This window comes from uncultured Thiohalocapsa sp., from assembly GCF_913063425.1.
In the GTDB taxonomy this organism is placed as follows: domain Bacteria; phylum Pseudomonadota; class Gammaproteobacteria; order Chromatiales; family Chromatiaceae; genus Thiohalocapsa.
Window position 1 is genome coordinate 1 of record NZ_CAJXYK010000058.1, and the last position, 18,294, is coordinate 18,294.

Sequence of the window (18,294 nt, forward strand, 5' to 3'; positions counted from 1 at the left end):
ACGTAGCTCAGTTGGTAGAGCACCTGGTTGTGGCCTAGGTGGTCGTGGGTTCGAGCCCCATCGTTCGCCCCAAACAAAACCGGCGCCCACCAGCGCCGACCCAAACAAGGGCCGTTAGCTCAGCTGGTAGAGCAGTGGACTCTTAATCCATTGGTCCTAGGTTCGAATCCTAGACGGCCCACCAGTTAGATCAAGGGGTTACGGGGAACCGTAGCCCCTTTTTCTTTTGCCCGCCGGACACTCACCGGACAGCGGAGGTCCCTTCAGGCCCAGTTAGGCCTGACGGACTCCCCAGGCTCCGCAGGCTCGTCAAGAGCCGCCAAGGCGTCGCGCAGGTCGTCGATGTCTTCTACGGACATGGCTTGCTTACGCAGGGGCGGGCTAGCCTGTGCTGCCGCGGCGGCGGGCGGCGAAGAAGTCGCGCAATAGGGCGCCGCACTCCGCCGCCAGCACGCCGCCCTCGCAGGCGGTGCGATGGTTGAAGCGCGCGTCCGAGGGGAGCAGGTCGAAGACGCTGCCGCAGGCGCCGCCTTTGGGGTCCGCGGCGCCGTAGACGACCCGGGCGATGCGTGCATGCACGATGGCGCCTGCGCACATGGGGCAGGGCTCCAGGGTGACGTAGAGCTCGGCGCCGGTGAGGCGGTAGTTGCCGATCCGGGCGGCCGCTGCGCGCAGGGCCTGGATTTCTGCGTGCGCCGTGGGGTCGTGGGCGGCGATGGGTCGGTTCCAGCCCTCGCCCAGCAGCTCGCCATCGCGCACCACGACGGCGCCCACCGGCACCTCGCCTTCCGCCGCGGCCTGCGCCGCGAGGGCCAGCGCGTGCTGCATCCAGGCCCGGTCCTGCTCGGCGGCGGCCGTCATGCACGCGCCAGCGGTCTGATCATCGGCGCGTCGTTGCGGCGTTGCGCGAAACCAATCACCAGTGAAAGGCCCATCAGCGCGGGACATCGGCATCGGATGGCCAAGCGCGCCCCTCACTCCCACTCGATGGTGCCGGGGGGTTTGCCGGTGATGTCGTAGACGACGCGCGAGACGCCGTCCACCTCGTTGACGATGCGCCGGCTCACGTGGTCCAGGAAATCGTAGGGGAGGTGGGCCCAGCGGGCGGTCATGAAGTCCACGGTCTCCACGGCCCTGAGTGCGATGACGTGGGCGTACTGGCGGTTGTCGCCGACGACGCCCACAGAGCGCACCGGCAGGAAGACCGCGAAGGCCTGGGAGACCTGGTCATACAGGTCCGCGGCGCGCAGCTCCTCGATGAAGATGTGATCGGCCCGGCGCAGGGTGTCGGCATAGTCCTTCTGCACCGCGCCCAGGATGCGCACACCGAGGCCGGGCCCCGGAAAGGGGTGGCGCTGGACCATCTCCGCCGGCAGGCCGAGCTCCAGCCCGAGCTTGCGCACCTCGTCCTTGAACAGCTCGCGCAGGGGCTCCACCAGCCCGAGACGCATCTGCTCCGGCAGGCCGCCGACGTTGTGATGGGACTTGATGACCTTGGCCTTACCGGTCTTGGCGCCTGCGGACTCGATGACATCCGGATAGATGGTGCCCTGGGCCAGCCATTTGACGCCCTGAAGCTTGGCGGCTTCGGCGTCGAACACCTCGATGAAGGTGTTGCCGATGAGCTTGCGCTTCTGTTCCGGGTCTTCGACGCCGGCGAGGCGCTCGAGGAACTGGCCTTCCGCGTCCACACGGATGACCCGCACCCCCATGTGGCGGGCGAAGGTGGCCATGACCTGATCGCCCTCGCCGAGGCGCAGCAGCCCGTTGTCCACGAAGACGCAGGTGAGCTGCTCGCCGATGGCCCGGTGCAGCAGCGCGGCCACGACGGAGGAGTCGACACCGCCCGAAAGCCCAAGCAGCACATGATCGCGCCCCACCTGCTCGCGCACGGCGGCGATGGCGTCGTCGATGATGTTGGACGGCGTCCAGAGATTGCCGCAGCCGCAGATCTCGTGGCAGAAGCGGGCGATGATGCGCCGGCCCTGGTGGGTGTGGGTGACCTCGGGGTGGAACTGCACGCCGTAGAAGCCGCGGGACTCGTCGGCGATGCCGGCCAGCGGCGCATTGGCGGACTCCGCGATGACGCTGAAGCCGGGCGGCAGGGATTCCACCCGGTCGGCGTGGCTCATCCAGACATCCAGCAGGCCGTAGCCCTCGGGCGTGGTGTGGTCCTCGATGTCGCGGAGCAGGCGGGAGTGGCCGCGGGCGCGCACCTGGGCATAGCCGTATTCCCGCTCCAGTGCAGCGGCGACGCTGCCGCCGAGCTGCGCGGCCATGGTCTGAAGCCCATAGCAGATGCCGAGCACCGGTACGCCCAGGTCGAACACCAGCGGGTCGGCCCGCGGCGTCTCGGCGACATGTACGGATTGGTGTCCGCCGGAGAGGATGATGCCGCTGGGGGCGAAGGCGCGGATGGCATCCGCGTGCATGTCCCAGGGGTGCAGCTCGCAGTAGACGCCGGCCTCGCGCACCCGCCGGGCGATGAGCTGGGTGTACTGGGAGCCGAAGTCCAGGATCAGGATGCGGTCGGCATGAATATCTGTCGGGGCCATGAGGGGAGGCACTTGAATGGGTGACCGCAGCTACCGGTCGGCAAAGCTTTTTTGAGGGCTGAGGGCTGAGGGCTGGGGGCTGGGGGCTGAGGGCTGGGGGCTGCCCCGTGCGCCCGGGCGATCGACCTCCGCCCTCCGCCCTTCTTCACTCAATTATCGATCCGATAGTTCGGCGCTTCCTTGGTGATCTGCACGTCGTGCACGTGGGACTCCCGCATGCCGGCGGCGCTCACACGCACGAACTGCGGCTTGGTGCGCATCTCCTCGATGGTGCGGCAGCCGGTGTAGCCCATGCTGGAGGCGAGCCCGCCGATGAGCTGGGTGATGACGTTGAGCACGCTGCCCTTGTACGGTACCCGGCCCTCGATGCCCTCGGGCACCAGCTTGCCGGGCTCGGTCTGCTCCTGGAAGTAGCGGTCGCTGGAGCCTTCCTTGCTCCCCATGGCGCCCAGCGAGCCCATGCCGCGATAGGACTTGTAGGAGCGCCCCTGGTAGATCTCCACCTCGCCCGGGGCCTCGTCGGTGCCTGCGAACAGGCTCCCGATCATGACGCTGTTGGCGCCGGCGGCGATGACCTTGGCCACGTCGCCGGAGTAGCGCAGGCCGCCGTCGGCGATGAGGGGCACGTCGGTGCCGGCCAGGGCCTCGTGCACATTGGCCACCGCGGTGATCTGCGGCACGCCGACGCCGGCGACGATGCGGGTGGTGCAGATGGAGCCGGGGCCGATGCCGACCTTGACGGCGTCGGCGCCGGCCTCGGCAAGCGCCCGGGCGGCGTCACCGGTGGCGATGTTGCCGCCGATGACCTGCACGTCCGGGAAGTGCTCCTTGATCCAGCGGATGCGGTCCAGCACGCCCTGGGAGTGGCCGTGCGCCGTGTCCACCACCAGCACGTCCACGCCCGCCTCCACCAGTGCGGTGGCACGCTCTTCGGTGCCACTGCCGACAGAGACGGCGGCACCCACGCGCAGGCGCTCGCGGTCATCGCGGGAGGCTTTGGGAAAATCGGCCGCCTTCTGGATGTCTTTGACGGTGATGAGCCCGCGCAGCTCGAAGGCGTCGTTCACAACCAGCACCTTCTCGATGCGGTGCTTGTGCAGCAGGCCCAGGATCTCCTCGCGGGTGGCGTCTTCTTTCACGGTCACCAGCCGCTCCCGCGGCGTCATGATGGCCGACACCGGGGCGTCCATGCGGGTCTCGAAGCGCAGATCCCGGCCGGTGACGATGCCGGCAAGGTGGCCGCCCTCGGTGACCGGCACGCCGGAAATGTTGTGGGCGCGGGTGATGGCCAGCACCTCGCCGATGCTCATCTGCGAGTCCACGGTTATGGGGTCGCGGATGATGCCGCTCTCGTAGCGCTTGACCGTCTGGATCTCGCGGGCCTGGCGCTCGATGGACATGTTCTTGTGCACGATGCCGATGCCACCCTCCAGCGCCAGCGCAATGGCGAGTCTGGCCTCGGTGACCGTGTCCATGGCCGCGGACAGCAGCGGGATCTTGAGCGCGATGCCGCGGGTCAGTTGTGTGGCCAGATCCACCTCGCTCGGCACCACCTGCGAGTGGGCGGGCACGAGCAGGACATCGTCGAACGTGAGGGCTTCACCGAGCAGGCGCATGGCAGGTCTCCGGCGGGGGTCGGGTGCCGATGAGTTAACCTCTTATGATAGAAATTCAACGCAACGCGGTAAACTGAAACCCGCGGCGGCGCCTCCAAGCCGGGCGCCCCCATGCCGGGCGCCCCCCATGCCCGGCGCTCGGGTGCCGGGCGCCCGGCCGAAGCGCCGCCGGTGAGGCGCCGCATCTCCACTCAGCCCGGTACATCCGGGCGCTGCAACCGACCGCCATGCGCATGTCCTCCGCTGCCCACGCCGAGCAGATCGTCGATTTCCAACGCGATATCTGGACCGTCTCGCGCCTCAACGCCGAGGCGCGCGCCATTCTGGAGGGCTCACTGCCCATGCTGTGGGTGCAGGGGGAGATCTCGAACCTGGCCGAGCCGCCCTCCGGGCACTGCTATTTCACGCTCAAGGACGCCGGCGCGCAGGTGCGCTGCGCGCTGTTCCGCCAGCGCCGCCGGTACCTGCAGTTCCGGCCCGCCAACGGCCAGCAGGTGCTGCTGCGGGCGCGCCTCACGCTGTACGAGGCCCGTGGCGAGTTTCAGCTCCGCGTGGAGCACATGGAGCCCGCCGGCGAGGGCGCCCTGCGCGCGGAGCTGGAGCGGCGCAAGCGCCGGCTCGCGGCGCTGGGGCTGTTCGACGAGGCCAAGAAGCGCCCATTGCCGACGCTGCCGGCGCAGATCGGCCTCATCACCTCCCCCAACGGCGCCGCGGTGCATGACCTGCTCACGGTGCTGGCACGGCGTCTGCCGCTGGTGCCGGTGCTCATCTATCCGGTGCCGGTGCAGGGGGAGGGCGCCGCGGCCGCCATCTGTGCGGCGCTGGCGCTGGCGAATCGCCGCGGTGAGTGCGATATTCTGATTCTGGCGCGCGGCGGCGGCTCGCTGGAGGACCTGATGGCCTTCAACGACGAGGCGCTGGCCCATGCCGTGCGGGCCTCCCAGATCCCGGTGCTGACGGGCATCGGCCACGAGATCGACCTCAGCCTTGCGGATCTGGCGGCCGACCGGCGCGCCCCGACGCCGTCCGCTGCGGCAGAGATCGCGGTGCCGGCCGCCGCGGATCTCTCGCAGCGTCTCCTGTCCTGGGGCCGGCGCCTGCGCGTGCGGCACGAGGCCCGGCGCAGCGCCGCGGCGCAGCGCCTCGCGGCCCTGGCGCGGCGGCTGCGGCTGCGGCATCCACTGACGCGGCTGGAGCAGCACGCGCAGACGCTGGACCGCCTGCGCCACCGCCTGGAGCTTGCCATGCAGCGCAGCCTCGAGCGGCGCCGCGCAATGCTGCAACGCCGGCACGCGGCCCTGCGTGCCGGAGCGCCACAGCGGCGTTTACGCGAGCGTCGGCTGCGCCTGAGCGCGCTGTCCGCGCGGCTGGCGGCCGTCGTGGACGGCGGGCTGATGCGCCGACGCCAACGCCTGGCCAACCTGGGCGGTCGGCTGGATGCGCTGAGCCCGCTGGCGGTGCTTCAGCGCGGTTACGCCATCGTCACCCGGGAGTCCGATGCCGCCGTGGTGCGCTCGGCGGGCGAGGTGTCCAACGGCGATGCCATCGGTGTGCGCCTGCGCCGGGGTGCGTTGCGTGCGACGGTAATCGAGGCATCCGCCGGCGACGCCGACGCGCCGGGGGCCGGAGACAGCTGACGACTGGGCTGTTGCGCCAACTGGGACGCAGGGCGCGGTATTGCGCGCAGGGCCCGTGCCAGCATGCGTCGCCAAAAGCAGGCGACTTCTCGGGGTGGTCTGCTCGGGGTAGTATTCCAAGTCGCTTTGTCGGTGTTGCGCAGCCGCTCCGGCCGCCCGGGCTTGCAAAGCCGCGGCCGGACACCTGCAGCCGCAGCACTCGGGCTTTGTCACCTGTGGCAGCCCGCGCCGCTGTGTGCCGCGGGCATGCTGCTGCGAACGCCGAGCGCCGATGATCCTGCATGACCGGTGTGGGCGGGTGCCGCGCCCGCCCGCACCGGCATGCGGCATCCTGCCCATGCAGGGCGGGGCACCGGGCTGCCCGGTGACGATACGAACGCAAGCGAGGGCCGCGTGCAGAAGCTCCTAGTGGTAGACGAACAACCCGTGATGCGGGCGGGGATCGAGCATGCGGTGCAGACCGCAGGCCTGATCGTCGAGGTGGATGGCGTCGGCTCGGCACCTGAGGCCATTACCAGGCTGCGCACCGGTACCTGGGACGCGGCGATGATCGACATCGGGCTGTCGGATGCCGGCGGTATCAGCTTCCTGAGCCGTCTGGTCAAGACCCATCCGGATCTGCCGGTGCTCGTCTTCACCGCCATGCCGGAATCGCCCTACGGCCTGCGCGCACTGCGCACCGGCGCGGCGGGCTTCCTGCACAAGAGCGCATCGGCACAGACACTGGCCGAGGCCCTGAGCCGGGTGCTGGCCGGGCGTCGCTACGTGAGCCCGCTCCTCGCCGAGCAGCTGGCCGACCGCATGGTGAACGACTCGGACCGGGTCCCGCACGAGCTGCTCACCGACCGCGAGTTCGAGATCTTCCGCCTCATCGCCCTCGGCAACAGCGTCGCCGACATCGGCGAGACCCTCAGCATCAGCCCCAAGACGGTTCACGTCCATCGCTCCAACATCCTGCGCAAGACGGGCCTTGCGGACAATCGGGCGCTCACCTCCTATGCCTTCGAGCATAGTCTGATTCCCGGCCGGCGCTCGGACGACCGCGGCGGTAGTCTGTAGCGCCGGCGCCCACCCCTCGCAATCCCGGCGTCCGGCCCGGGCCACGCCGAGGCCGTGCGCAAGCCGCTCTCAGGTCGCGCACCGGATGCCGCAAGCCGGCCGTTCCATCGCCTCATCTCCCTGATTCCGCGTGCAAATCCTGAAGCCTGGCCGGCCCCCTAGGATGCTTTCCTAGAGGCTCTTTCGTGTCCCACTTATCGGGGATTACGCCAGCCTTCCGTAGGCGCTCGCGCCATCGTCCGCCAGTATAAGCAGCAACAGATCGACGCCGGCAGTGAGTGCTGCCGGCCCGCGAACACAGCGAAAGACGAGCCTGGAGCGAGCCGAGATGACCAAGCTGACGAACACCCTGAGCCGCCTCTTGACCGCCGGCGCCGCGATGGCGATGTCCGTGGGCTTGACTGCGCCTGCGCACGCGATGACGGCGGCGGACCTCGAAGCGCTGGCTGGGGACATCGCATGGGTCGAATCGCGCACGCAGAGCATCGGCTTCGCCGCCACTGCCTCGGCCATGCCCGAGTCGCTGTATTCCGGGATGCTTTCCCTGGAGCTGGATCTTCAGTTTCCTGCGGTCACCAACGCGAGCGCCGACAGCACGGACTACAACACCTACATCATGGCGACAGAAGCCATGACCGCCCGCGAGACAATGATTCTGCGGGCCTGCACCATCGCCGAGGAAGCCGCACCGCCGGCAAGCCTGCGCCGCGTGGGTTTCGCGAACGTCGCGGACCGTATCAATGCCGTCAAGAACGCCTTGCAGCTGCAAGCGCCCGAGTACCGCCCGTCTCGCCGTGAGCTCGGCTTCGACTCGATTGCGCAGGCTGCCGCAGCCGCCGAGGACATCATGAATATCCTGGGCGACTATCAGCCGATGGACCCCGATGTCGATGCGTCGCCCTGGTACTATCACAGCCTGCTGATGGTGACCTGGCAGAACGCCGTGGACGCCTGTGATTTCTATTCCCAGAACGCCGACTAGGGCCACGCGAGCGAGCTGCTGCGCCGGCACTGCCGGCGCCGCGGACAGCACCGATTGAAGAACAAGCGCCCTCGCGGGCGTTTTTTTGTACCGGTACGACTGACGTCGCCGCACACCAGCGCTGGCCATCGGTGGCAGTTGCGGTGCTGTCGGAGCCTCGGCGCTGTCCCCGTCGTGGCCGGGCGCCCAGCGACCGCAGAACCGACGGCCCGACGGGGCCGAGCCTGCCGCTCCACCGTCTTCGTCCTTGAGCTTGCGTACCGGGCGCACTGCCTGGCTCCTGGTCGGGCCGCGGCAGACTGCCTAAGCAGCTGCTGTATCGGCGAGGAGCGAGGCGGTCTGGACAGCGAGTGTCGCCGCCATGCCTGCCACCGCGGGCTCGGTGTTGCTGAGGGCAGTGGGCTTACGCAGCCAAGGCGGGCCGTGGTGGACCCGGGCTGTGGTGCCTGAAAAACAGCCGCACCCGCTGTCGTGGGCTTGTCATCCGACGGCAGCGGGTGCGTGGCGGTGTGTTGCGGCGGTTGGCGGTGTCCGCTGGTGGAGATCGTGGGGCCTGGAGATTTGGGGCTTAAACGGGCGCGCGCCTGCTGCGCTGATGTCGCAGACCCAGTAAGCCGGCCCCCAGCGCCAGCAAGGCGAGACTGGGGGGAACAGGCGCCTGCGCTGTGTAGAGGTCATCCACGCGAAACTGGAAGGCGCCGCGGGGGGCCAGCACGGAATCGAAGTAACTGGACACCACCGCCTCGTCGAACGCGATGCTGTCGATCAACCCCACGAAATAGCCATCGACGCCGCCGTCGGCGCTGCCGTTCGAGCCGCCATTGAACTTGTTCTCGGGCGGGACAGCTTCGCCGTTGGAGGCTGTCGTGCCATTCACCGTGACGCTGAAGTCTCCCGCAAAGATAGTGTCCTCAGGGTAAGGCGTCAGGAACCACAGACCGATCGCGAAGGTGCTCGGGAAACTGATCGTGAAGCCGTCGCCGTTGGTGAACTTCTCGGCGTTGGTGCCATTGGTCGTGCCGACGGCGTTCGGTGTGCTCCTGGTGTTGCCGCTGGGGAAGCTCTGACTGACGATCAGATCGTAGCCGAGATAGATGCTGAAGCTCGAGAATGTGATGCCATCGACCGTGGCGCCGTCGAGGTTGGTCCCCTCCCCGCGGCGGCGTCATCGAAGTCATGGACAACGGATGAGAGACCGGCGGCGGCGAGATCGGCCTGGAACGCGTCGAAGTCGGCGTAGGGCTGAGGCGCGGCATGCGCGCCACCGACGCCCAAGCTCGCGAGCGCCGCGGTCACGGCGAGTGTCAATCTGCTCGTGCGTCTGGTCATCGTTGGATGCCCTTGCTGTGGATGCATTGGGATCGGACCGGGTCTGGTCCTGACTCGTTATTCTGCTTCGGTGCTGCTTCCCAGTATTGTAGGGCATCTCCCGATCAGGTGTAAGTCGAGGATCGTCTGCGGGCTGGCTTGGCGGCAGTGACGGGTCAGGTCGTCCCCGCCGCTGACCTGCTGCTGCCGGGTGTCCGCGGTCGCCGGCGTGTATTCTTTAAACTACTGTAGAATAGAGCAAAATAGTAGAAGCGTGGGGCGCTGCAGGCGCGCTGCGGGGGCGCCGGCTCAGGGACCGCAGCGGCAGCATCTGCGAGTCGGTGGTGGGAGATTCCCTTACCACATACCGGGGCCAGTGCTTGGCGTGAAGCTCGGGGGCTGGCGGCGGCGGTGCCCGCGCCAGGCAGGTTGCGTGGCGCTTGGCCACGGTGACGACGGGTGCGCAGGAGGCTTCCCGGGGTGGTGCGGCTGTGCAGCCAAAAAAGAAACGCCGCCCCGGCAACCCGGGGCGGCGAAAGGAGGAGTGGATGGTTCCGGGGACTACCTTAGCCCCGCCTGCGACCTGGGGCCTTGATAATCCGCAATCGCCGTGAGGGATAATGCCTGCCACTGCCATCGGCCCTTGGCCAGGCGCTTCGATGCAGGCGTTTGAGCGCGGCTGCGTGCGGCGGCACAATGCGCTGGGCCGGGTGTTTCCGGCGCCGCCGCCGGGTGGTGTCTGCCGCCTGCGGGTTGACCGGATTCCACATCGAGACGGGGGGACGCGTGAGCGCACAGGGCACTTGGGACGACTACGCTTGCGAGGGCTTCTACGACGAGCTGATGCAGGGCCCGGGCGCGCCCCGGAGCGGTTGCGAGGCGCTCGCGGCGGACCTGGACGCCCTCGGGCCGGGCGAGCTCGCCGCCCGCCAGCAGGCGGCGGAGGCGTCCATCAAGGAGATGGGCATCACCTTCACGGTGTACTCGGAGGAGGGCGGCATGATCGACCGCACCTGGCCCTTCGACGTCATCCCACGGGTGATCCCGGAGCCCGAATGGCGCCGCGTGGAGGCGGGCCTCAAGCAGCGCGTGCAGGCGCTGAACCTGTTCATCGACGACCTGTACCACGATCAGCGCATCGTCGCGGACAAGGTCTTCCCGAAGTCGGTGCTGGAGAAATCGGTCAACTTCCGACCCCAGTGTGTGGGCGTGGACCCGCCGCTCGGCATCTGGGCGCACATCTGCGGCTCGGACCTCGTGCGCGACCGCGACGGGACCATCTATGTGCTGGAGGACAACCTGCGGGTGCCCTCCGGCGTGTCCTACATGCTGGAGAACCGGCTGGTGACCAAGCGGGTGCTGCCGGAGCTCTTCGAGCACTACGCGCCGCTGCCGGTGGACGACTACCCGAGCCAGCTCTTCGACACCCTGGCGGCGCTCTCGCCGCGGCCGGCGGAGTATCCGGAAGTCGTGGTGCTCACGCCCGGCATCTACAACTCCGCCTATTTCGAGCACGCCTATCTGGCGCAGCAGATGGGCGCGGAGCTGGTGGAGGGGCGGGACCTCTTCGTGGCCGACGACGACTGCTGCTGGATGCGCACCGTGGACGGCCCCGCGCGGGTCGACGTCATCTACCGGCGCATCGATGATCTGTTCCTGGACCCGGAGGCCTTCCACCCCGACTCGATCCTGGGCGTGCCGGGTCTGCTGCGGGCCTGGAAGGCGGGCAACGTGGCGCTGGCGAACGCCCCCGGCGCCGGTGTGGCCGACGACAAGGTGGTCTACGCCTTCGTGCCCGAGATCATCAAGTACTATCTGGACCAGGAGCCGATCATCCCGAACGTGCCCACCTACCGCTGCATGGAGCCGGAGGCGCTCGATTATGTCGTCGAGCACATCGCGGAGCTGGTGGTGAAGCCCGCCAACGAATCCGGCGGCTACGGCATGATCGTCGGGCCGGCCGCGACCCAGGCGGAGCGCAGCAAATTCGTGCAGCTGGTGAAAAAGGACCCGCGCAATTACATCGCCCAGCCGACGCTCGGCATCTCCACGGTGCCGACCATCGTCAAGCGGGCGCTGGAGCCGCGGCACGTGGATCTGCGCCCGTTCATTCTGTCCGCTGACCGCCAGAGCGTGACCATGGGGGGGCTCACCCGCGTGGCCCTGCGCAAGGGCTCGCTGGTGGTCAACTCGTCTCAAGGCGGCGGCAGCAAGGACACCTGGATCATCCCCGAGGGGGCCGGTGAGCAGTCGCAGGTCGAGGCGCAGGCGCAGGCGCAAACCCAGTCGCAAGCCCAAGGGTAAGGTCCCGCACCGGCCCCAGATCAGCAGGAAACCCGCCCATGCTCTCCCGTGTCGCCGAGAATCTCTACTGGCTCGCCCGCTATGTCGAGCGCGCCGAGGACACCGCCCGCATCGTCACCGTCAACGCCAACCTGCTGCTGGATCTGCCCAAGGGCGTGGCGCCGGGCTGGCGGCCCCTGGTGGACATCACCGGTGCCAATGCGCTGTTCGAGGAGCACTACAAGGACTACGGCGAGCGCCAGGTGGTGCGCTTTTTGCTGGGCGACGAGCGCCACGCCGGGTCCATCGTCACCGCACTCGCCGCGGCGCGGGAGAACTGCCGCACCATCCGCGACATCGTGCCCCGGGAGTTCTGGGAGCAGATCAACGGCCTGCACCTGTTCGCCGCCGGCGAGCTGCAAAAGGGCCTGGCCAAGACCGGGCGGCACGCCTACTTGCGCGAGCTGGTGCTGCGCTGCCAGACGCTGGCGGGCCTGCTGGACGGCACCATGCTGCATGACCAGGGCTTCGAATTCCTGCGCCTGGGGCGCTACCTGGAGCGGGCGGACATGACCACGCGCATCGCCGACGTGCAGTCCGCGAATCTGCTGCCGGCGGCGGACGAGGGGCGTCCCTACGACAACATTCAATGGGTGAGCGTGCTCAAGTCCATGACCGCCTACCAGATGTATCGGCGCAGCGAGCAGATCCGCGTGCAGCGCGGGCCGGTGCTGCGGTTCATTTTCAAGCATCCGAGCTTCCCGCGCTCGGTGCGGTGGTGCATCGAGCACGCCCGCATCGGCCTGGAGCGCCTGCCACGCAATGAGGCATCCCTGCGCGAGGTGGGGCGCACTGCGCGCCTGCTGGATGGAACCGACCTGCCGGCCCTGAGCCAGGCGGAGCTGCATCAGTTCGTCGATGACGTGCAGCTCGGCATCGCCGCGCTGCACGGCGAGATCGCGGCCACCTGGTTCCCGCCGCCGCTGGCCATGGACGCCGCCGCCTGATCCGCGCCGGGCGCGTGCCGACCCGCACGGGCGGCGCGCCAGGCAGCGCTGTCGGCAGCCGCGTTCCCTGGCGCGGCTCTGCACTTGCTGTAATTTCACTTTCCGTTTTCTGTTGTTCGTGTATCATTGTGGGTTTTCCTGCGCCGCGCGCGGTTGGCCTGTGCGCGACGCAGCAGGCACACCCACCGGCATGGCGCCAACGGGCTGCGGCAAAGGCGTTCTCCGCCGCCCGGTCGCTGAGTGCAGGTCGAACAGGCTGATCAAACGGAAACCAAAGAGATGGTCAAGATTCGTCTTTCCCGCGGCGGCGCCAAGAAGCGGCCGTTCTACCAGATCGTCGTGGCCGACATTCGCCGCGCGCGCGACGGCCGCAGCATCGAGCGTCTCGGGTTCTTCGACCCCTGCGCCAAGGGCGGCGCGGAGCGCCTGCGCCTGGACCGCGCCCGCGTGGAGCATTGGCTCAGCCGCGGCGCCCAGCCCACCGAGCGGGTCGCAGCCCTGATCAAAGAGGCCGCCAAGCAGGCCGAGGCATCGCCGCTGGAGGCCTGAGGCTGAAGGCGTGAGGCTGTGAACGATTGAGTCGGCGCGATGGCGCGCCGCTGAGTACCGGCTCCGACGGCCCGCGACGCCCTGGTGGCGCAGCATCCAGCGACCACGCCGAACGGGCGCCGACGCATCCAGCTCGGCCGCATCGGTGCCCCACACGGCGTGCGCGGCTGGGTGCGGGTGTTCTCCGACACCGAGCCACCGGAGAACATCTTCGCTTACCAGCCCTGGCTGGTGGGTGACACCGAAATGCGCGTCGTCGAAGGCCATCGCCACGGCAAGGTCCTGATTGCGAGGCTGGCCGGCTGCGACGACCGCGACGCCGCGGCGGCCCTGACCGGACTTGCCGTTGCCGTGCGGCGCAGCCAGCTGCCGCCGCCGCAACCGGACGAGCTTTACTGGGTGGACCTGGAGGGGCTCCGGGTGGAAACCACAGCGGGTGCCGATTTGGGGCAGGTGAGTCATCTGCTCCCCACGGGCGCCAACGACGTCATGGTGGTGGCGGGCGAGCGGGAACGGCTGCTGCCCTTCGTCTGGGACGAGGTGGTCAAAGACATCGATTTCGAGCGCGGCCGGATCCTGGTGGACTGGGACCCCGCTTTCTGAGCCGGTCCGGATCAGGTGGCGCTGAAGCGCTGCGGGAGCGCACGCGACATGCGTTTCGATGTCATCACCCTGTTCCCGGAACAGTTTCGGATTCTGAGCGCGGAGGGCGTCGTCGCCCGGGCGCTGCGCCGGGGCGTTGCAGAGCTGGTCACCTGGAATCCGCGGGACTTCGCCGCGGATGCACAGCGCACGGTGGATGACCGGCCCTACGGCGGCGGCCCCGGCATGGTCATGAAGGTGGAGCCCCTGCGGGCGGCCATCGATGCGGCGCAGGCAGCGGCCACCGCGGCGGGCTGCGCAAGCCGGGTGGCGTATCTGAGTCCGCAGGGGCGGCGGCTGACCCAAGTGGACATGCGCCGCATCGCCGCCGAGCCGGGCTGGGTGCTGCTGGCGGGCCGGTACGAGGGTGTCGACGAGCGCCTCATCGAGGCGCGCGTGGATGAGGAATGGTCCATCGGCGACTATGTGCTGAGCGGCGGCGAGCTGGCGGCCATGGTCGTGATGGACGCGGTGATCCGGCTGTTGCCGGGGGCGCTCGGGCACGCGGACTCCGCGGCACAGGACTCCCACGGCGACGGCCTGCTGGACTGCCCGCACTACACGCGCCCGGAGGTCATCGACGGGCAGGGTGTACCGGCGGTGCTGCTGAGCGGCGATCACGCCGCCATCGAGCGCTGGCGCCGACAACAGGCCCTCGGGCGGACCTGGGCGCGGCGGCCGGACCTGCTGCGGGCACGGGGCTTGAGCGCCGAGGAGCGGGCATTGCTGGACGAATTCATGCGGGGCCGCGTCGGCCCCGACGCAGAACAGGCTGCAGAACAGGCTGCGGAACAGGAGCCATAGCGAGCATGAGCAACATTATCGAAGAGATCGAAAAAGAGCAGATGGGCAAGTCCGTGCCGGACTTTGCGCCCGGCGACACCCTGGTGGTGCAGGTCAAGGTCACGGAGGGCAACCGCGAGCGGCTTCAGGCCTTCGAGGGCGTCTGCATCGCCAAGCGCAACCGCGGCCTCAACTCCGCGTTCACGGTGCGCAAGATCTCCCATGGCGAGGGTGTGGAGCGCGTCTTCCAGACCTACAGCCCGGCGGTGGCGGAGATCAAGGTCAAGCGCCGCGGAGACGTACGCCGCGCCAAGCTCTACTACCTGCGCGGGCGCACCGGCAAGGCGGCGCGCATCAAGGAGAAGGTCGGGCCCAGCGCGAACGGCTGATGGCGCCCCAGGTGTTGGTGCAGATGCAGCGGTGGCGTGCCGCCCAGCCCGTCGTCCAGCGCGTCGCCCAGCCCGCCGCCGTCGCCCTCGGCCTGCGCCTGCGGCCCTGATTCCACCGCTTTGGTGATGGCGCCGCCCCAGCCTAATCAGGCCTCACCGGCCAGCTTCTACTGGCACGACTACGAGACCTGGGGCAGCACCCCGGCGCTTGACCGGCCGTGCCAGTTCGCCGGGCTGCGCACGGATGGCGACCTGAACGAGGTGGGCGAGCCGCTCGTGCTCTTCGCCCGGCCCGCGGACGACCTGCTGCCGCAGCCGGACGCCTGCCTCGTCACCGGCATCACGCCCCAGCGTGCCGTCCGCGACGGGCTGCCCGAGGCGGACTTCGCCCGCGCCATCCAGCGCGAGCTCGCCGCGCCGGGCACCTGCGGCGTCGGCTACAACAGCCTGCGCTTCGACGACGAGGTCACCCGCTACCTCTTCTACCGCAACCTGCTGCCCCCCTACGCCCACACCCACCGCAACGGCAACTCCCGCTGGGACCTCATCGACGCATTGCGCCTGGCGCATGCGCTGCGCCCGGACGGCATCCAATGGCCGGAGCGCGAGCCCGGCGTGACCTCCTTCAAGCTGGAAGATCTCACCGCCGCCAACGATATCCCCCACGCCGGTGCCCATGACGCGCTGGCGGACGTGCGGGCCACCATCGCCATGGCGCGCCTGCTGAAGGCGGCTCAGCCGCGGCTCTTCGGCTATGCGCTCGGCCTGCGCGTGCGCCGCACCGTCGAAGACCTCATCGCCCGCGGCGAGCCGCTGCTGCACGTCTCCCAACGCTACCCGGCGGCCGCGGGCTGCATCGCGCCCGTGGCCGTGGTGGCCACCGCCGACGACAATCCCAAGCAGCGCTGGTGCTTCGACCTGCGCGCCGACCCGCGCGTGCTGCTCGACCTGTCCGCAGCAGAGATCCACGCCCGGGTCTTCACCGCCGGCGATGACCTGCCGGAGGGTGTCGAGCGCATTCCCCTGAAGGGTCTCAAGACCAACGCGGTGCCCATGCTGGCACCCATCAAGACCCTGGGCGCGGACGCCGCCGAGCGCTGGCAGATCGATCTCGACCGGGTCCGTAGGCATGCCGCGGTGGTCCAGGGGCATGCCGCCGAGATCGCGGCCAAGGTCCGCGAGGTCCATCGGCGCGAGCCGGACACCGCGCCCCGGGACCCGGAGCGCATGCTCTACGGCGGCGGGTTCTTCGCCGACGGTGACATGCGCCTCATGGAGCGGCTGCACGCGCTGTCCCCGCAGGCCCTCGCCGCGGAGCACCCCCGCTTTCAGGACCCACGCCTGCCGACGCTGCTGTTTCGCATGCGCGCGCGCAGCTGGCCCGAAACCCTCACCGACGCCGAGCGCGAGGACTGGGACGCCTGGCGCTTCGAGCGCCTCACCGACCCCGAGCAGGGCGCCTCCGTCACCATCGATGCGTTCGACGCACGCATCGCAGAGCTGCGTCCCACGCTGGCCGATGATCCCGCCCGTGTTCGCGTGTTGGACGAGCTAAGCGCCTGGGGCGAGCAGATCATGGATGCCGCGCCCTGAGCAGATCGCGCCCCGATCAAGCGTCGGCCGGCAGTGCCCGCATCGCCTGCGGCCTGCGTGCGGATCGATCATGGCGCCGCCCGCAGGTCGGCTGCCCGTGCACGGGGCGGGCAAATTCGGCTGCACGGAATGGGGGTTTCGGTGTAGGGTCGGGCTCCGGCCAGCTTTCCGGAGCATCTATCCATGAATGCCGAGACAGACTTTCCCTATCTGCGCAGCTCGCCGCTGACGGCGGGCCTCACCGACAACCAGGTCCGCGCCCTCGCGGGCATCGCCTATTGCCGTCGGCTCGAGGACGGCGAGGTGCTGATCGACGAGGGTAAGGTCGACAACAGCCTGCACATCCTCGCGGAGGGCGGCATTGCCGTGACGCGGGACATGGGCAAGGGCGAGTACACCACCATCCATGCGCTTCGCACCGGCGATCTTGCCGGCGAGATGGGCTTCATCAGCGGGCGCCCGCACACGGCGACCCTGCGCTCGCTCGGACGCTCGCAGATCTGCAGCGTCGAGCGCGATGCCTTCAAGGGGCTGGTGGAGCAGGACCCCTGGCTGGTCTACCGGGTCATGCAGAACATCGTGCAGGTGAGCCAGGACATCCTGCGGCGCATGAACGCGCAATATGTGGAGCTGACCAAGTACGTCTATCGCACCCACGCGCTGTTTTGACACGAGCCGGTGCGCGCTGCCGGCGTCGCCGCCGGCAGTGCTGGTGTGCGCGTCAGCGCGTGCGTCGCGGCCGAGCGCCCAGGTGGTGGACGAGGAGACCGGCGGCGAGCAGCAGCAGCGTGGGTGGTGCCGGTGCCGCTGTGGCGGAGAAGTTGTCAAAGGCGAGATTGCTGCCGGGCGGGTCCGTGTCCCAGTCTTCTAGGTAGCCGGCGGTGGCCGCGGCCGGCGCCAGCACCAGCGCGGCGACGGCGAGCATCTGTGTTGTCTGCATCCTTCGGGGTCCTCATCGGGTATCTGGCGGTGTCCTTCGGGTACGCTGATGCGCAGCGGCAACGGCCTGCTGCGCATCCCCGGAGCACACCCCTCGCGCAGTAGGTGTTAACCCTTATACGAGCAGGGATGTTACCCGATGTTTGCACGACGCGCACGAGTGCCGATGATGCAGTCGATGCAGATCAAGGGATCAGGGCGAGAGTCCGCTCACTCGGCGGGCTGCTCGGCGTCTGCATTGCCGGCCTCTGCTTCGGCTGTGGGCTCAGGCTCGGGCGCCTTCTGCTTCGGCGGCTCGATGAGCCCTTCGGCAAGCAGGATGGCGGCCTTGTCGTCGCCGTTGACCCATCGCTTGGTCTTCATGTCCTTCACCGCGTGGCGCCCGGAGCGCTTCTTGTAGATGCGGTGGGTATCGGTTTTCTTGACGTGCTCCATGTTCGTGCTGCTTCTTCTCACTCAGAGGTTGGGTTGACGGGGGTTGGTTTGATGGCGGGCTGGACGGCCGGGCCGGCGCGCGTCAGCGCTGCTCGTCGTCTTCGAGGCGGTCCCAGCGGCGGTCCTCGCCGTCTTCCAGATAGCCGGGCGGCTCGTCGACGCGCTCCACGTCCACCTCGAACTTCGCCAGCAGTGCGGCGATGGCGCCGACGGCGGCGATGACGGGCGCGAGCAATGTCAGCGCGCCGCCGACGGCGACGCCGGCGGTGAGCGGGATCTCGATGAGTGCCTCGCCGCTCGGACGGCGGATGACGAGCCGCCGGACATTGCCGTCGGCGATGAGCTTCTTGACGAAGTCAACCAGCTCGCCGCCGGCGACGGTGAAGCGCTCGGTGATGGTGCGTTTGCCTTTGCTCATGGCGTTCGGCCCCGGTAGCCTGCCCGGATCGCTGCGGAAAGCGGGCCACTATAACCGAGACCCGGACGCCTCGGCGACCATCCTGCTCAGCGCTGGCCT

Annotated in this window: 18 protein-coding genes and 1 tRNA gene; 12 read left to right on the forward strand and 7 right to left on the reverse strand. The window is 69.0% G+C overall.

Going from position 1 to position 18,294, the window contains the following annotated elements; translation table 11 throughout:
• Positions 1-108 precede the first annotated feature (108 nt).
• A tRNA-Lys gene (locus tag QZ607_RS22335) sits at positions 109-184 on the forward strand.
• A gap of 197 nt (positions 185-381) precedes the next feature.
• On the opposite strand, the gene tadA is transcribed toward QZ607_RS22335, so the two are convergent.
• The 3 genes from tadA to guaB all read right to left on the reverse strand — a co-directional run bounded on the left by tadA (position 382) and on the right by guaB (position 4,171).
• Positions 382-861 (reverse strand): tRNA adenosine(34) deaminase TadA, encoded by a 480-nt coding sequence (gene tadA / locus QZ607_RS22340; RefSeq protein ID WP_295887421.1) that lies wholly within the window; start codon positions 859-861, stop codon positions 382-384.
• 113 nt (positions 862-974) lie between these two features.
• Positions 975-2,555 carry a glutamine-hydrolyzing GMP synthase gene (gene guaA, locus QZ607_RS22345; protein WP_295887424.1) on the reverse strand — a complete coding sequence of 527 codons (1,581 nt, stop codon included), beginning with the start codon at positions 2,553-2,555 and terminating at the stop codon, positions 975-977.
• A 149-nt stretch (positions 2,556-2,704) separates the two neighbouring features.
• Positions 2,705-4,171 carry an IMP dehydrogenase gene (gene guaB, locus QZ607_RS22350; protein ID WP_295887427.1) on the reverse strand — a complete coding sequence of 489 codons (1,467 nt, stop codon included), beginning with the start codon at positions 4,169-4,171 and terminating at the stop codon, positions 2,705-2,707.
• Positions 4,172-4,398: 227 nt separating this feature from the next.
• Here guaB and xseA point away from each other — a divergent pair, with 227 nt between their 5' ends.
• The 3 genes from xseA (at position 4,399) to QZ607_RS22365 (ending at position 7,849) form a co-directional block, all read left to right on the forward strand.
• On the forward strand, positions 4,399-5,808 hold the full coding sequence (gene xseA, locus QZ607_RS22355; protein ID WP_295887430.1) for an exodeoxyribonuclease VII large subunit: 1,410 nt from the start codon (positions 4,399-4,401) through the stop codon (positions 5,806-5,808).
• A 393-nt stretch (positions 5,809-6,201) separates the two neighbouring features.
• Positions 6,202-6,867: a response regulator transcription factor gene (locus QZ607_RS22360; protein ID WP_295887433.1), complete on the forward strand. Its 666-nt coding sequence runs from the start codon at positions 6,202-6,204 to the stop codon at positions 6,865-6,867.
• Positions 6,868-7,228: 361 nt separating this feature from the next.
• Positions 7,229-7,849: a hypothetical protein gene (locus QZ607_RS22365; protein ID WP_295887439.1), complete on the forward strand. Its 621-nt coding sequence runs from the start codon at positions 7,229-7,231 to the stop codon at positions 7,847-7,849.
• A gap of 568 nt (positions 7,850-8,417) precedes the next feature.
• Here the strand turns inward: QZ607_RS22365 and QZ607_RS22370 are convergent.
• Entirely contained in the window at positions 8,418-8,726 is a 309-nt protein-coding gene (locus tag QZ607_RS22370) for a PEP-CTERM sorting domain-containing protein (protein WP_295887444.1), read from the reverse strand.
• Positions 8,727-10,000: 1,274 nt separating this feature from the next.
• Here QZ607_RS22370 and QZ607_RS22375 point away from each other — a divergent pair.
• From QZ607_RS22375 to QZ607_RS22410, 8 genes are all read left to right on the forward strand, one after another.
• Positions 10,001-11,461 carry a circularly permuted type 2 ATP-grasp protein gene (locus tag QZ607_RS22375; RefSeq protein WP_295887541.1) on the forward strand — a complete coding sequence of 487 codons (1,461 nt, stop codon included), beginning with the start codon at positions 10,001-10,003 and terminating at the stop codon, positions 11,459-11,461.
• A gap of 38 nt (positions 11,462-11,499) precedes the next feature.
• Entirely contained in the window at positions 11,500-12,447 is a 948-nt protein-coding gene (locus tag QZ607_RS22380) for an alpha-E domain-containing protein (protein WP_295887450.1), read from the forward strand.
• A 279-nt stretch (positions 12,448-12,726) separates the two neighbouring features.
• Complete coding sequence (rpsP, locus tag QZ607_RS22385; RefSeq protein WP_295887453.1) at positions 12,727-12,996, forward strand: 30S ribosomal protein S16; 270 nt, start codon at positions 12,727-12,729, stop codon at positions 12,994-12,996.
• Positions 12,997-13,080: 84 nt separating this feature from the next.
• A complete protein-coding gene (rimM, locus tag QZ607_RS22390; protein WP_295887458.1) occupies positions 13,081-13,599 on the forward strand; it encodes a ribosome maturation factor RimM in 519 nt (172 codons plus the stop codon).
• Between the two features lie 48 nt (positions 13,600-13,647).
• The gene (gene trmD, locus QZ607_RS22395; RefSeq protein ID WP_295887463.1) at positions 13,648-14,442 is read left to right on the forward strand and encodes a tRNA (guanosine(37)-N1)-methyltransferase TrmD; all 795 of its coding nucleotides are present in this window, start codon (positions 13,648-13,650) and stop codon (positions 14,440-14,442) included.
• A 5-nt stretch (positions 14,443-14,447) separates the two neighbouring features.
• Positions 14,448-14,810, forward strand: coding sequence for a 50S ribosomal protein L19 (gene rplS, locus QZ607_RS22400; protein WP_295887467.1), 363 nt, complete (start codon positions 14,448-14,450; stop codon positions 14,808-14,810).
• Positions 14,811-14,936: 126 nt separating this feature from the next.
• A complete protein-coding gene (gene sbcB / locus QZ607_RS22405; protein ID WP_295887472.1) occupies positions 14,937-16,403 on the forward strand; it encodes an exodeoxyribonuclease I in 1,467 nt (488 codons plus the stop codon).
• A 183-nt stretch (positions 16,404-16,586) separates the two neighbouring features.
• Positions 16,587-17,072 (forward strand): cyclic nucleotide-binding domain-containing protein, encoded by a 486-nt coding sequence (locus QZ607_RS22410; protein ID WP_295887477.1) that lies wholly within the window; start codon positions 16,587-16,589, stop codon positions 17,070-17,072.
• Positions 17,073-17,124: 52 nt separating this feature from the next.
• Here QZ607_RS22410 and QZ607_RS22415 read toward each other — a convergent pair whose 3' ends face one another.
• The 3 genes from QZ607_RS22415 to QZ607_RS22425 all read right to left on the reverse strand — a co-directional run bounded on the left by QZ607_RS22415 (position 17,125) and on the right by QZ607_RS22425 (position 18,195).
• A complete protein-coding gene (locus tag QZ607_RS22415) occupies positions 17,125-17,343 on the reverse strand; it encodes a hypothetical protein (protein WP_295887480.1) in 219 nt (72 codons plus the stop codon).
• 209 nt (positions 17,344-17,552) lie between these two features.
• Positions 17,553-17,777: a hypothetical protein gene (locus tag QZ607_RS22420; RefSeq protein WP_295887485.1), complete on the reverse strand. Its 225-nt coding sequence runs from the start codon at positions 17,775-17,777 to the stop codon at positions 17,553-17,555.
• Between the two features lie 82 nt (positions 17,778-17,859).
• Complete coding sequence (locus QZ607_RS22425) at positions 17,860-18,195, reverse strand: DUF4342 domain-containing protein (protein WP_295887491.1); 336 nt, start codon at positions 18,193-18,195, stop codon at positions 17,860-17,862.
• Between the last annotated feature and the right edge of the window lie 99 nt (positions 18,196-18,294).

Coding starts and splice junctions, on each gene's coding strand:
- QZ607_RS22380 (WP_295887450.1), top strand. CDS start 11,500: ATGCTCTCCCGTGTCGCCGAGAATCTCTACTGGCTCGCCCGCTATGTC.
- guaB (WP_295887427.1), bottom strand. CDS start 4,171: ATGCGCCTGCTCGGTGAAGCCCTCACGTTCGACGATGTCCTGCTCGTG.
- QZ607_RS22375 (WP_295887541.1), top strand. CDS start 10,001: ATGCAGGGCCCGGGCGCGCCCCGGAGCGGTTGCGAGGCGCTCGCGGCG.
- trmD (WP_295887463.1), top strand. CDS start 13,648: ATGCGTTTCGATGTCATCACCCTGTTCCCGGAACAGTTTCGGATTCTG.
- QZ607_RS22415 (WP_295887480.1), bottom strand. CDS start 17,343: ATGCAGACAACACAGATGCTCGCCGTCGCCGCGCTGGTGCTGGCGCCG.
- QZ607_RS22420 (WP_295887485.1), bottom strand. CDS start 17,777: ATGGAGCACGTCAAGAAAACCGATACCCACCGCATCTACAAGAAGCGC.
- xseA (WP_295887430.1), top strand. CDS start 4,399: ATGCGCATGTCCTCCGCTGCCCACGCCGAGCAGATCGTCGATTTCCAA.
- rplS (WP_295887467.1), top strand. CDS start 14,448: ATGAGCAACATTATCGAAGAGATCGAAAAAGAGCAGATGGGCAAGTCC.
- QZ607_RS22410 (WP_295887477.1), top strand. CDS start 16,587: ATGAATGCCGAGACAGACTTTCCCTATCTGCGCAGCTCGCCGCTGACG.
- rpsP (WP_295887453.1), top strand. CDS start 12,727: ATGGTCAAGATTCGTCTTTCCCGCGGCGGCGCCAAGAAGCGGCCGTTC.
- sbcB (WP_295887472.1), top strand. CDS start 14,937: ATGGCGCCGCCCCAGCCTAATCAGGCCTCACCGGCCAGCTTCTACTGG.
- QZ607_RS22425 (WP_295887491.1), bottom strand. CDS start 18,195: ATGAGCAAAGGCAAACGCACCATCACCGAGCGCTTCACCGTCGCCGGC.
- tadA (WP_295887421.1), bottom strand. CDS start 861: ATGACGGCCGCCGCCGAGCAGGACCGGGCCTGGATGCAGCACGCGCTG.
- guaA (WP_295887424.1), bottom strand. CDS start 2,555: ATGGCCCCGACAGATATTCATGCCGACCGCATCCTGATCCTGGACTTC.